At 70.9% G+C, this 11,921-nt stretch carries 14 protein-coding genes; 8 read left to right on the plus strand and 6 right to left on the minus strand.

What is annotated here, in order from left to right:
• Positions 1-43: 43 nt before the first annotated feature.
• Genes ACOJSN_RS03995 through ACOJSN_RS04015 form a run of 5 tightly spaced genes read left to right on the plus strand, consistent with a single transcriptional unit; the run spans position 44 to position 3,735 of the window.
• The gene (locus tag ACOJSN_RS03995) at positions 44-973 is read left to right on the plus strand and encodes an ATP-binding cassette domain-containing protein (RefSeq protein WP_420111219.1); all 930 of its coding nucleotides are present in this window, start codon (positions 44-46) and stop codon (positions 971-973) included.
• Positions 970-1,737: an ABC transporter permease gene (locus ACOJSN_RS04000; RefSeq protein WP_420111220.1), complete on the plus strand. Its 768-nt coding sequence runs from the start codon at positions 970-972 to the stop codon at positions 1,735-1,737. Before ACOJSN_RS03995 ends, ACOJSN_RS04000 begins: the two co-directional genes overlap by 4 nt.
• Complete coding sequence (locus ACOJSN_RS04005; protein WP_420111221.1) at positions 1,734-2,813, plus strand: sensor histidine kinase; 1,080 nt, start codon at positions 1,734-1,736, stop codon at positions 2,811-2,813. Before ACOJSN_RS04000 ends, ACOJSN_RS04005 begins: the two co-directional genes overlap by 4 nt.
• Positions 2,810-3,424 (plus strand): response regulator transcription factor, encoded by a 615-nt coding sequence (locus ACOJSN_RS04010; RefSeq protein ID WP_420111222.1) that lies wholly within the window; start codon positions 2,810-2,812, stop codon positions 3,422-3,424. Before ACOJSN_RS04005 ends, ACOJSN_RS04010 begins: the two co-directional genes overlap by 4 nt.
• Before the next feature lie 29 nt (positions 3,425-3,453).
• Positions 3,454-3,735 (plus strand): GNAT family N-acetyltransferase, encoded by a 282-nt coding sequence (locus ACOJSN_RS04015; protein ID WP_420111223.1) that lies wholly within the window; start codon positions 3,454-3,456, stop codon positions 3,733-3,735.
• Here ACOJSN_RS04015 and ACOJSN_RS04020 read toward each other — a convergent pair.
• From ACOJSN_RS04020 to ACOJSN_RS04045, 6 genes are read right to left on the minus strand one after another with little or no spacing between them, the layout of a single operon-like run.
• Positions 3,728-4,579, minus strand: a complete 852-nt coding sequence (locus ACOJSN_RS04020) for a hypothetical protein (protein ID WP_420111224.1) — start codon at positions 4,577-4,579, stop codon at positions 3,728-3,730. The two genes, ACOJSN_RS04015 and ACOJSN_RS04020, sit on opposite strands and share 8 nt — an antisense overlap.
• 32 nt (positions 4,580-4,611) lie before the next feature.
• The gene (locus tag ACOJSN_RS04025; RefSeq protein WP_420111225.1) at positions 4,612-5,460 is read right to left on the minus strand and encodes a transglutaminase family protein; all 849 of its coding nucleotides are present in this window, start codon (positions 5,458-5,460) and stop codon (positions 4,612-4,614) included.
• A gap of 5 nt (positions 5,461-5,465) precedes the next feature.
• The gene (locus tag ACOJSN_RS04030) at positions 5,466-6,395 is read right to left on the minus strand and encodes an alpha-E domain-containing protein (protein WP_420111226.1); all 930 of its coding nucleotides are present in this window, start codon (positions 6,393-6,395) and stop codon (positions 5,466-5,468) included.
• Positions 6,395-7,975 carry a circularly permuted type 2 ATP-grasp protein gene (locus ACOJSN_RS04035; RefSeq protein WP_420111227.1) on the minus strand — a complete coding sequence of 527 codons (1,581 nt, stop codon included), beginning with the start codon at positions 7,973-7,975 and terminating at the stop codon, positions 6,395-6,397. The genes ACOJSN_RS04030 and ACOJSN_RS04035 overlap by 1 nt, the downstream gene beginning before the upstream one ends.
• Positions 7,976-8,001: 26 nt before the next feature.
• Positions 8,002-8,652, minus strand: a complete 651-nt coding sequence (locus ACOJSN_RS04040; RefSeq protein WP_420111228.1) for a CoA transferase subunit B — start codon at positions 8,650-8,652, stop codon at positions 8,002-8,004.
• A 3-nt stretch (positions 8,653-8,655) separates the two neighbouring features.
• Entirely contained in the window at positions 8,656-9,429 is a 774-nt protein-coding gene (locus tag ACOJSN_RS04045) for a CoA transferase subunit A (RefSeq protein WP_420111229.1), read from the minus strand.
• A gap of 109 nt (positions 9,430-9,538) precedes the next feature.
• Here ACOJSN_RS04045 and ACOJSN_RS04050 point away from each other — a divergent pair, with 109 nt between their 5' ends.
• The 3 genes from ACOJSN_RS04050 to rpsT all read left to right on the plus strand — a co-directional run bounded on the left by ACOJSN_RS04050 (position 9,539) and on the right by rpsT (position 11,767).
• The gene (locus ACOJSN_RS04050; RefSeq protein WP_420111230.1) at positions 9,539-10,738 is read left to right on the plus strand and encodes an acetyl-CoA C-acetyltransferase; all 1,200 of its coding nucleotides are present in this window, start codon (positions 9,539-9,541) and stop codon (positions 10,736-10,738) included.
• A gap of 18 nt (positions 10,739-10,756) precedes the next feature.
• Entirely contained in the window at positions 10,757-11,317 is a 561-nt protein-coding gene (locus tag ACOJSN_RS04055) for a type II toxin-antitoxin system PemK/MazF family toxin (RefSeq protein ID WP_420111231.1), read from the plus strand.
• 189 nt (positions 11,318-11,506) lie between these two features.
• Positions 11,507-11,767, plus strand: a complete 261-nt coding sequence (gene rpsT, locus ACOJSN_RS04060) for a 30S ribosomal protein S20 (RefSeq protein ID WP_420111232.1) — start codon at positions 11,507-11,509, stop codon at positions 11,765-11,767.
• Positions 11,768-11,921: the final 154 nt, after the last annotated feature.

Here is an 11,921-nt window from a genome sequence, read left to right on the forward strand (position 1 = left end):
GCGGGGCTGCCACGCGGGATCGCGCGTCACCAGACTCGTGGTCATGTCCACCACAGCAACGCCAGCACTCGAACTCGCCGGGGTCACCAAGACATTTCGGCCGGTCGGCGGAACGCCAGTCGAGGCCGTCCGCGGCATCGATCTGACGATCGGCCGCGGCGAGATCGTCGCGTTCCTCGGTCCGAACGGGGCCGGCAAGACCACCACGCTCGACATGGCGCTCGGGCTGACCGAGCCGACATCGGGCTCCATCAGCGTCTACGGCAAGGGCGCCCGCGCCGCCGTGCTCGACGGCAGGGTCTCGGCCGTGCTGCAGAGCGGAGGGCTGCTGCACGACCTGTCAGTGCGCGAGACGGTGCAGGTGGTCGCCTCGGCCTACCGCAAGGCACAACCGGTCGACCACGTGATCGAACGCGCCGGGATCAGCGCGCTCGCCAAGCGCAGGGTGAGCAAGTGCTCCGGTGGCGAGCAGCAGCGGCTGCGGTTCGCGCTCGCGCTGCTGCCGAACCCCGACCTGCTGATCCTCGACGAACCGACCGCCGGCATGGACGTCGGCGCACGACACGAGTTCTGGGCCACCATGCGGGCCGAGGTCTCCGAGGGCCGCACGGTGGTGTTCGCGACCCACTACCTCGAGGAGGCGGACACGTTCGCCGAGCGGATCGTCATGGTCGCCCGGGGCGAGGTCGTTGCCGACGGCGCCACCAAGGACATCCGCGCTCGCGCGACGGGACGCACGATCACGGCGACGCTCACCCCGGAAGGCCGAGATCCCGCCGTCGAGAGGCTGCGCTCGCTCCCCCAGGTGAGCGAGGTGCACACGACCGGAGACCGGGTGAGCGTTCATGCGGGCGACAGCGACGCCGTCGCCCTGCTGCTGCTCAGCGAGCTCGGTGGCACGAACCTCGAGATCACCACCGGGTCGCTCGACGACGCCTTCCTCGCCCTGACCTCTGGAGATGACCAGCGATGAACACGACCTACTACGTGATGGAGGTCCGCCGGGTCGTCCGGGACTTCCTCGGCCTGTTCTTCACGGCCGTGCTGCCCGCGTTCCTGTACGTGATCTTCGGCGCCTCGCAGGACTACTCGCAGGAGATGCTGCCCACCGGCAAGGGCAACGTCGCGTTCTACCTGATGATCTCGATGGCCGTGTACGGCGCGGTGACAGCGACCACGAGCATCGGGGGCATGGCCGCCGTCGAACGGATGCAGGGCTGGGGCCGCCAGCTCGGGCTCACGCCGATGCGGGACTCCCAGTACGTGCTGGTCAAGACCCTGCTCGGGCTGTCGGTCGCCATGATCCCGGTGGCGCTGATCTACGTGCTGGGCGTGCTCACCGGAGCCCAGGGAACCGGATACCTGTGGGCCGTGACGGCGGCGATCGTGCTGCTCGGTGCCGCGCTGTTCTCGCTGTACGGACTCGTGTTCGGCCTCGCATTCAAGACCGAGGGTGCCGTCAGTGCCGCGAGCGGGTCCCTGGTGATCCTGGCGTTCCTCGGAAACCTGTTCTTCCCGCTGAGCGGCGCGATGCTCACGGTCGCGAAGTTCACACCCCTGTACGGCATCGTCGCGCTCGCCCGGTACCCCGTGACCGACGGATGGCTGATCTCCGCCGACGGCAGCGATGCCGTTCACGAGGCGCTGTGGATCCCGGTCGTTAATGTCGCGGTGTGGCTGCTGATCCTGTCGACACTCGCGACCCTGCTCGTGCGCAGGGGTCGAGGGCGCCAGTGACCGACGCAGCGGAAGCCCTGACCAGCCACCCCTGGCACCGCTGGGGGTGGCTCGTCGGCGGCGTCTGGCTGGTGTTCCTGCTGTTCCCGATCCTCAACCTGCTCGACCTCCAGAGCGCCCCGCTGCCCCGGGTGATGGGTCTGACGCTCATCGCCGCGTTCGCGGTGCTGTACGGATGGGGCTTCGTCGGCGTGACCCGCTCCGAGGACGGCGTACCGAACGGCTGGCGGGTGCTGGCCGTCCTGACCCTGCTCGCTGCGGGCACCGCTGCGTTCATCGGCATCGATGCGCTCGGCATGATGCCCTTCCTCATCTCCTACGCCATGTGGGGGTTCCGGTGGCCGCGCGGGCTCTGGGCGGCGAGCGGCTTCGCAGCGGTCGCGATCGTGGCGATCGTGGCCTTCGGCCGGCCGGACTCGCGGTTCTACCTGCTGCCGGTCCTGCTCGTGCTCGGATTCACAGCGTTGATGCGGGTCCTGGACGCCTTCAGCGCTCGGCAGGCGGAGCTGAGCGAGGTGATGGCCGTGGTCGGCGAGCGGGAGCGAGTGGCCCGCGACGTGCACGACGTGCTCGGCCACTCGCTGACCGCGATCTCGGTCAAGGCCGAGCTGGCCAGCAGGCTGATCGAGGTGGACGGTGCGCGAGCTGCCGAGGAGCTGGATCAGGTGCAGACGCTCGCCCGTGAGGCGCTGGCGGAGATCAGATCCACGGTGTCAGGACTGCGTGCGACCCGGATCGAGGACGAGCTCGAGGCCGCTCGCGTGTCCCTCACCGCCGCGGGGATCGAGGCGGACGTGCCCGCGGACGCCGAGAGCGTCGAGATCACCCATCGGATCGTGCTCGCCTGGGCGCTGCGCGAAGCGACCACCAACGTGATCCGCCACAGCGGCGCGTCACGGTGCGTCGTGGAGCTGGGCCCGGGACGACTCGTGGTGACCGACGACGGCGTGGGTGCCTCGGGCGCCGAAGGGAACGGTCTGCGCGGGCTGCGCGAGCGCGTCAGCGCCTCGGGCGGCACGGTCACACACGGACCGGGACCAGGTGGGCGCGGGCACGAGGTGAGGGTGACGCTATGAGCGAGACGATCCGGGTGCTGCTGGCCGACTACCAGGCGATGGTGCGCGGCGCGCTCGCGAGCCTGCTCGACCTGGAGCCGGACATCGAGGTCGTCGCCGAGGTGGGGCGGGGTGACGAGGTGGTGGCCGCCGCCATGGAGCACTCCCCTGACGTGTGCGTGCTCGACATCGAGATGCCGGGCATGGATGGCATCGAGGCGACATCTGCCGTGCGGACGCGGCTGCCGGACTGCCGTGTGCTCATCGTCACCACGTTCGGACGCCCCGGCTACCTCAGGCGCGCCCTGGCGGCCGGCGCAACCGGATTCGTGGTCAAGGACACGCCCGCCCGGCAGCTCGCCGACGCGGTGAGGCGAGTGCACAGCGGGCTGCGTGTGCTCGATCCCGCGCTCGCCACCTCGTCCCTCGTGGAGGGCGACAACCAGCTGACCGAGCGCGAGCGCGACGTGCTGCGCCTGGCGCTCACCGGCACCACGGTGGCCGACATCGCCGCGCGGCTGCATCTGTCACAGGGCACGGTGCGCAACTACCTGTCCTCGGGGATCAGCAAGACGGGCACCACGACTCGGTACGAGGCCGCTCGCATCGCGCAGGAGCGTGGCTGGCTGTAGCGGGGCGCCGACGCACTACGGTCGATGTCATGAACGACATCGCCGTGCGGGACGAGGAGAAGGACAACCGGTACGTGGCCGAGCGGGACGGGGAGATGCTGGGGTTCGCCGGCTACACGCGTACCGAGGGCGTCACGACGTTCACCCACACGGTCGTGCACCCGGAGAACGAGGGTCAGGGCGTCGGCTCGACGCTGATCAGCGGTGCCCTGGACGCCGAGCGCGCGGCGGGCAGGTCGATCGTGCCCGTGTGCCCGTTCGTGGTGGCGTACGTGAAGCGGCACCCGGAGTACGCGGACCTCGTCAGCTGACCGGCTGCAGGATCCCGCTGACCCGGACCTGATCCGGACTCAACCAGGGCTCGACGGCGTCCAGCACCGCTTGCGTGGTGGCCTCGTCCGCGATGATCACGGTGACCTCGAAGACGCCGTCGGTGCCGCCACCGCCGGAGCCGAGCACCACCTCGCCCAGCTCGGCGTGCACCGCCTCCTGCGCGGCCAGGACATCGGCCTCGGCTGCTCCCTCCCCGGTCGCCACGCACAACCAGCCCGGCCACACCTCGCGCAACTGGGTGTGCGCGGCCTCGGCGTCGCCCTGCACGAGCACGTTGAACTCCGAGGACCCGTCGGAGACGTAGAGCGTGATGTACCCCTCGAGCGCGGCGGCACGCTCGGTGAGCTCGTTCTGCGCCTCCATCGCCTCAGTGGTGCTCGCGTCGAAGGACTCATCGCCCCCGCGGTACGGGTCGTCGCACAACGGTGCGAAGTCGACGACGCCGAGCTCGTCGCGCACCTCGACTCCGCCCGGTGGCGTCTGGCTCACCGGCTCGGTCAGCGTGAAGGCGCCGGCCTCGGAGTCGTAGCTACCCACGACCCAGCCGGTCCCCCAGGTCACGCCGCTCGCGGTCTCCACGTCGGCCACGTCCTCCCAGTCCAGGCCGATCACCTCCGGTCCACCACACTGCGGTGGGTAGGACTCCATCACACCACCGAGGCACAGCTCGGGCGCGGCATCCTCGCTCGCCTGCAGGATCGTGGTGAAGGCTGCATACGTGCCGTCCGCCGTGTTCTGGTCAGCGGGCGTGCTCGGCGCGCCGGCGCAGCCGGCGAGCAGCATCGTGCCCATCGCGATCGACAATCCCAGGCGAGTCTTCATACCCAGGTGATGTCGCCGTCGTCGGCCGTGTTTCACGCTTCTCGCGTGATGCGCACTTCGACCTGCTGCGAGGACTTGCCGCCGCCGGCGTAGACGCCGCGCAGCGGCGTCACGTCGCCGTACTCGCGTCCCCGCGCCACGATCACGTGGTGGTCGCCCACCTCGGTGCGGTTGGTGGGGTCGAACCCCACCCAGTCCCCCACCCAGTACTCCACCCAGGCGTGCGACTCTCCGGTGACCGGGACCCCTGGCTCGGCCTGCGAGGTCAGCGGGTGCAGGTACCCGGAGACGTACCGGGTGGGGATGCCGACCGCCCGCAACGCACCGACGCCCAGGTGCGCGATGTCCTGGCACACGCCCGAGCGGGCGTCCCAGGACTCCATCGCCTTGGTGTGCACGCCGGTCACCCCCGGCACGTACTCCATCTCCTCGCGCATCGCGCCGAGGATCGTCCGCGCGGCGTCCGACGGCGACCGGTCACCGATCGCGTCCGTCGCCAGTTCCACGAGGTCCCCCGCAGGTTCGGTCACCGACGTGGCCGCGAGGTACTCGCACATCCGGTCGGCCACCTCGGCTGAGCGCAGCACGTCCCAGCCGACCTCCTCGACCGGCGGCGGCGTCGTCACGTCCACCCGCGACTCGGCGAGCACCACCAGCGCCTCGTGCGCCGTGAGGACCTCGAACGGGGTCACGGTGGTCCCCCAGTAGTCCACGTACGAGGAGTGATGGGTCGAGGGCGTGGCCGTGATCCGCGAGGAGATCAGGTGCTGATGCGGCAGCTCCGCGGGCCGCATCCGGGCCTCGTTGTAGGAGGCGGTGACGCTGCGCGCGTACGTGAAGGTGGTCCGGTGCACGATGTGCAAACGGCTCGCTGCGCTCACGGCTTTCACCACGGATCTCCGATCCAGTCGTCGGACACTCCGGAGGGGAAGTACCGCAGCTTGATCGCGTCGGAGGCCTCCGAGCAGGCACGCTGCACGTCCTCCATCTCCTGCGGCAGGTTGCCGAGCAGCTTGAGCATCGGCCGGTACTCGAGGCCGGAACGGATCCGACCGAGCACGGTGCGGGGGTCGTCGTCGCCCTTGCGGCGCACACCAGGCTCGAGCTCGCCGAGGCAGGCCTCCGCCCGGTTCAAGGAGTACAGCACCGACCGTGGGAACGAGGGATCGAGCAGCAGGAACTCGGCAGCCAGCCGGTCAGCCTCCCGGCCGCGGTTGGTGCGCAGGTACGCCTCATGCGCACCGCACGAACGCAGCAGCGTGGTCCAGCCGGGCGCGGCGCTGCCCGCGAGCGCGCGGGTGGCGATCAGTCGCGCGGTCATGTCGGCACGTTCGATCGAGCGTCCGAGCACGAGGAACTGGTGGGTCGAGTCCCGCGCGGTAGTGGCGTCGACGATGCCGCCGACGAGTGCCGCACGCTCCCGCACCCATCCGAAGAAGTGGGGCGGAGTGGAGCGGGAGGTGCGGGTGGGCAGCGCGTTCCAGGTCGTGTTGAGCGCCTCCCAGAGCTGGGAGGAGAGCACCTCACGGGCGCGGCGAGCGTTCTCGCGGGCGGCCGTGAGCGACCCGGCGATCGCACCGGGCGAGACCCGGTTGAAAGCGAGGGTGTCGAGCACGTCCTGTCGCGTGACCTGCACGTCCTCGGACGGCCCGGTGGCGCCCATGACCGCCAGCAGCGACCGGCAGGCGAGGTCCTCCTCGACCCACGGGTCCTCCAGCAGCAGCTGCAGGTGGGCGTCGAGGATGCGCGCGGTGTCATCGGCGCGCTCGATGTAGCGCCCGATCCAGAACAGGGACTCGGCGATCCGGGAGAGCATCAGATCACCTCGCCCGCGCGTGCCTGCTGCTGTTGCTGTGCCTGCTGCTGGTGCCCGCTGTCCTGCGGATTCGCATCGAGCGGGATGCCTTGCACGGGGGCCACTTCGACCGGAGCCTCGGAGCGCACCGGTGTGCGTTGCCGCCCGCTTCCGAGCACCCACGTGTCCTTGGACCCGCCACCCTGCGAGGAGTTGACCACCAGCTGGCCCTCGGCGAGCGCCACCCGGGTGAGCCCGCCGGGCAGCACCCACACGTTCTCGCCGTCGTTGACCGCGAAGGGACGCAGGTCCACGTGCCGTGGGCGCAGCGACTCGCCCGCGAGCGTGGGCACCGTGGACAGCTGCACGACCGGCTGCGCGATCCAGCCGCGCGGGTCCTTCGGCAGGCGGGCACGCGCCGCGTCGAGCTCGGCGCGATCGGCCGCGGGGCCGATGATGATGCCCTTGCCGCCCGAGCCGTCCACCGGCTTGACCACGAGCTCGTCCAGCCGGTCGAGCACCTCGGCGAGCGCGTCCGGCTCCTCGAGCCGCCAGGTGTCGACGTTCTTCAGGATCGGCTCTTCGCCGAGGTAGTAGCGGATCAGATCGGGAACGTAGGTGTAGACAAGCTTGTCGTCGGCCACCCCGTTACCGACCATGTTCGCGATCGTCACGGTGCCGGCGCGGGCGGCGTTGAGCAAGCCCGGGCAACCGAGCAGCGAGTCGGGCCGGAAGGCCACCGGGTCGAGGAACTCGTCGTCCACGCGGCGGTAGATCACGTCCACGCGCCGGCGCCCTTCGGTCGTGCGCATGTACACGCGGTCTCCGGCACACACCAGGTCGCGGCCCTCGACCAGCTCGACGCCCATCAGGCGAGCCAGCAGCGAGTGCTCGAAGTACGCGCTGTTGTACGCGCCGGGCGTGAGCACCACGACCACCGGATCATCGACGCCGGGAGGGGCCGCCGCCGTCAGCGCCGCGAGCAACCGGCGCGGGTAGTCGGCGACCGGGCGGATCCGCATACGCGAGAACAGCTCGGGGAACGACTGCGCCATCGCGCGCCGGTTCGAGAGCACGTACGAGACCCCGCTGGGCACCCGCACGTTGTCCTCGAGCACCCGCCACTGATCCGCCGCGTCACGGATCACGTCGATGCCGCCCACGTGCACCCGCACGCCGTTCGCAGGCTCCACGCCCACAGCAGCGCGGTGGAAGTGCGCCGAGGACAGGATCAGGCCGCGCGGCAGCACGCCGTCGGAGATGACCCGCTGCGGGCCGTACACGTCGGCGAGCAACGCCTCGAGCGCGCGGACCCGCTGCGCGATCCCGGGCGCGAGGTGCTCCCATTCCTCACCGTCGAGCACCCGTGGCACCGAGTCGAGCGGGAACGGGCGCTCCTCTCCACCGATGTCGAAGGTGATGCCCTGATCGAGATAGCTGCGGGCGAGTGCGTCCGCGCGGAGGCCGAGCTCGTCGGCATCGAGCGCGCCCATGGTGCGATGCACGTGCTGGTAGGGCCCGCGCACGGCGTGAGCACCGCCGTCGCCCATCATCTCGTCCCAGGCAGCCCCGCTCGGGTAGCCGTCGAAGAGATCTGCCATGTCGGGAAACCTACCGCCCGTACGTGTCAGAGATGTGACGACGCGAGGCCGATCTGCAGCGGCGGCTCGGTCGCCGCCTCGACCTCCTCGACACTCACGCCGGCGGCGCACTCACGCAGCACCAACCCCTCCGGCTCGACGTCGATCACGGCGAGGTCGGTGATGATCCGGTCCACCACGCCGCGGCCGGTCAGCGGCAACGAGCACGCGTGCACGATCTTGGGGCTGCCGTCGCGTGCCACGTGCTCCATCAGCACGATCACCCGCCGGGCGCCGTGCACGAGATCCATCGCGCCTCCGGGACCCTTGACCATCTTCCCGGGGATCATCCAGTTAGCCAGGTCGCCCGCGGCGGAGACCTGCATGCCACCCAGGATCGCGGCGTCGATCTTGCCGCCGCGGATCATGGCAAAGCTCAGGGCACTGTCGAAGAACGCCGCCCCGGGCAGCGTGGTCACGGTCTCCTTGCCGGCGTTGATGAGGTCGGGATCCACGCCGGCCTCGTCCGGGTACGGACCCACGCCCAGGATCCCGTTCTCCGACTGCAGCACCACCGTGACGCCGTCGGGCACGTAGTTCGGGATCAGGGTGGGCAGCCCGATGCCGAGGTTGACGTAGGACCCGTCGGTCAGCTCCCGCGCCGCGCGTGCGGCCATCTCCTGCCTCGTCAGTGCCATCGGTCAGCCTCCTTGAACCGTGCGGCGCTCGATGCGCTTCTCGACCGCGGTGCCCACCTCGAGCACCCGGGTCACGAACACGCCGGGGAGGTGGACCTCGTCGGGAGGGATCTGGCCGGTCTCGACCAGCTCCTCCACCTCGGCCACGCACACCCGCCCTGCCATCGCGGCCAGCGGGTTGAAGTTGCGCGCCGAGGCGTGGAAGGTCAGGTTGCCCGCCCGGTCCCCGCGGGCGGCGTGCACGAGCGCGACGTCACACGTGATCGCCTCCTCGAGCACGTACTCCGTGCCGCCGAACGTGCGCACCTCCTTGGCGGGAGACGCGAGCGCAACCCCACCATCGCCGTCGTACCGGCGCGGCAGCCCGCCCTCGGCGACCTGGGTGCCCACGCCGGTCTGGGTGAAGAACGCCGCGATGCCGGAGCCGCCGGCCCGAAGCTTCTCCGCGAGCGTGCCCTGCGGCGTCAGCTCGACCTCGAGCTCACCGGACAGGAACTGGCGCTCGAACTCCTTGTTCTCCCCCACGTACGAGGAGGTCATCTTCGCCAGGCGCCCCTCGTTCAGCAGCAGCCCGAGTCCCCAGTCGTCCACGCCGCAGTTGTTGCTCACCACCGACAGCCCGCTCGTGCCCTGCGCCAGCAGCGCACGAATCAGCTCCATCGGATTGCCGCACAGGCCGAAGCCGCCGACGGCGATGCTCGCCCCGTCCCGGATGTCGGCCACCGCCGTGGCCGCGTCAGGCACGACCTTGTCGATCCCGATCGCCTCGCTGCTCATCGCCGCCCTTCCGGTACCCGCCTCGTCACGGACCTTCGTGACCCAGTGTGCCTCACCCGTCCCACAGTGCGAGACTGTGAGCACCCCACGCCGCAAAGGAGCCGCCCGGATGACCTCCGAGACGCAGCAGCAGACCTCGCCCTCCGACGTCGTGATCGTCGGCGGTGCACGGACCCCGTACGCGAAGCTGGCCGGCGCTCTGGCGAGCATGACCGCGGTGCAACTGGGTTCGCACGCCATTCGGGCGGCGGTGGAGCGTGCCGGTGTGGCACCGGGCGCCGTGGACGCCGTGCTGCTGGGCCAGGTGCTGCAGGCCGGTGCGGGTCAGAACCCGGCGCGGCAGGCGGCGCTCGGCGCCGGACTGGATCCGCGGGTGCACGCGAGCGCGGTCAACAAGGTGTGCCTGTCCGGGCTGACCGCGGTGATCGACGCCGCCCGCATGATCCGCGCGGGTGACGCGGAGGTGGTGGTCGCGGGCGGGATGGAGTCGATGACGCACGCGCCGCACCTGCTGCCCGGTGTGCGCACCGGCTGGCTGTACGGCGACCGCACCGCACTCGACCACCTGGCCCACGACGGCCTCACCGACGCTGTCGACGGCGGCCCGATGGGTGCGCTCACCGAGCGCGGGAACGCCGATCGCGGGTTGACCCGCGACGAGCAGGACGCCGTCGCGCTCGCCTCCCACCAACGGGCCACTGCGGCGCGCGGGGTGATCGCGGCGGAGATCGCGCCGGTGACGATCAGGTCGCGCAAGGGGGATGCGATCGTCGACGCCGACGAAGGCGTGCGCGCCGACACCAGCGCCGAGGGGCTCGCGACGCTCCGCCCCGCGTTCTCCCCCGACGGCACCATCACGGCCGGCAACGCCTCCCAGCTCAGCGACGGCGCTGCGGCGCTGGTGCTCACGAGTCGCGCGTACGCCGAGCAACACGGGCTGGCGGCGATGGCGACGCTCGACGCAGCCGGCCAGGTCGCGGGTCCGGACAACCACCTGCACAGCCAGCCGGCGCGGGCGATCTCAGCCGCGCTCGAGCGCGCGGGCTGGGCTGTGGGCGACCTCGACCTCGTGGAGATCAACGAGGCGTTCGCGGCGGTGTCGGTGGCCTCCACGCGCGAGCTCGGGCTCGATCCCGAGCGTGTCAACATCCACGGCGGCGCGATCGCGCTCGGGCACCCGATCGGCTCCTCGGGGGCGCGCCTGGTGCTGCACGCCGCCTACGAGCTCGCCCGCCGCGACGCCGGCCGCGCCGCTGTCGCGCTGTGCGGAGGCGGCGGTCAGGGAGACGCCCTGCTGCTGCACCGCTGACCGGTAGCCTCAGGCGCCATGAGCGTGCTCAACCGGATCGTCAACCTCGCCTCCAGCCTGGTGCGCGACGCCGTGCGGACCTCCGAGCGGCGAGGTCGTGCCACGAACGGCCCGCGACCCCGACCCGCCACGGCCGAGACCGACTCCGCGCAGACCACGGTCCCGTATGAGGGCGACCTGCCGCCGCTCCAGTACGAGCCCGAGCCGGACGACGACGCCGACCCCGGCGAGATCGTCTGGGCGTGGGTGCCCTACGACGAGAACGACGGCCGCGGCAAGGACCGCCCGGTGCTCATCATCGCCCGGCACCGCTCCGGCTACCTGGGGCTCCAGACCACGTCGAAGAACCACGACCGCGACCGCGCTGACGAGGCCCGCTGGGGTCGGTTCTGGTACGACATCGGCAGCGGCGCGTGGGACAGCCAGGCCCGCGAGTCGGAGGTGCGCCTGGACCGCGTGCTGTACCTGCCTGCCAACGCGATCCGGCGCGAAGGTGCCGGACTCGACAAGAGCCGATACGACGCCGTCGCCCAGGCCCTGACAGCCCTGCGAGCGGAGCATGCAGGATCACGCCGCTGACCAGGCCGCACGCAGGCGAAGCCTGGTAGAGTGCTCCGTTGGGTTGCTGTTGTTCGGCGGCCCACTCCAGCGCCATCGCGGAAGCCAGAGGATCCCAGCCCTCGTGTCCGTCTCCGCGTCGCAGCGCCGACACCCTCTTCGTCGAAGTCCGATCGCGCGAGCGAACCACCGAAAGAGTTTGAGTCACCAGTGGCAAACATCAAGTCCCAGATCAAGCGGATCCGCACCAACGAGAAGGCGCGCCTGCGCAACAAGGCCGTCAAGTCGGAGCTGAAGACCCAGGTGCGGCACGTCCGCGAGGCCGTCGCCGCCGGCGACAAGGAGACTGCGGTCGCCGCCCTGGCGAGCGCCTCCAAGCAGCTGGACAAGGCCGCCTCGAAGGGCGTCATCCACCTCAACCAGGCAGCGAACCGCAAGTCGGCGCTCGCCAAGCAGGTCGCCGCGCTCTGACGCGACCCGCCCCACCGAACTGCCGAACGGCGTCACCCCTGCTGGGGTGGCGCCGTCGTTCGGTCCCGGCTTTCGCCGTCCCCATGCCGGGTGGACTCAGCGGTGAGCCTGGTCCCACCGCCCACGCACACCGGTGAGTCACCGGCCCAGGTGT

Source organism: Pseudactinotalea sp., assembly GCF_048594945.1.
Classification (GTDB): domain Bacteria; phylum Actinomycetota; class Actinomycetes; order Actinomycetales; family Beutenbergiaceae; genus Pseudactinotalea.

Coding starts and splice junctions, on each gene's coding strand:
- ACOJSN_RS03995 (WP_420111219.1), top strand. CDS start 44: ATGTCCACCACAGCAACGCCAGCACTCGAACTCGCCGGGGTCACCAAG.
- ACOJSN_RS04000 (WP_420111220.1), top strand. CDS start 970: ATGAACACGACCTACTACGTGATGGAGGTCCGCCGGGTCGTCCGGGAC.
- ACOJSN_RS04010 (WP_420111222.1), top strand. CDS start 2,810: ATGAGCGAGACGATCCGGGTGCTGCTGGCCGACTACCAGGCGATGGTG.
- ACOJSN_RS04015 (WP_420111223.1), top strand. CDS start 3,454: ATGAACGACATCGCCGTGCGGGACGAGGAGAAGGACAACCGGTACGTG.
- ACOJSN_RS04020 (WP_420111224.1), bottom strand. CDS start 4,579: ATGAAGACTCGCCTGGGATTGTCGATCGCGATGGGCACGATGCTGCTC.
- ACOJSN_RS04030 (WP_420111226.1), bottom strand. CDS start 6,395: ATGCTCTCCCGGATCGCCGAGTCCCTGTTCTGGATCGGGCGCTACATC.
- ACOJSN_RS04035 (WP_420111227.1), bottom strand. CDS start 7,975: ATGGCAGATCTCTTCGACGGCTACCCGAGCGGGGCTGCCTGGGACGAG.
- ACOJSN_RS04040 (WP_420111228.1), bottom strand. CDS start 8,652: ATGGCACTGACGAGGCAGGAGATGGCCGCACGCGCGGCGCGGGAGCTG.
- ACOJSN_RS04045 (WP_420111229.1), bottom strand. CDS start 9,429: ATGAGCAGCGAGGCGATCGGGATCGACAAGGTCGTGCCTGACGCGGCC.
- ACOJSN_RS04050 (WP_420111230.1), top strand. CDS start 9,539: ATGACCTCCGAGACGCAGCAGCAGACCTCGCCCTCCGACGTCGTGATC.
- ACOJSN_RS04055 (WP_420111231.1), top strand. CDS start 10,757: ATGAGCGTGCTCAACCGGATCGTCAACCTCGCCTCCAGCCTGGTGCGC.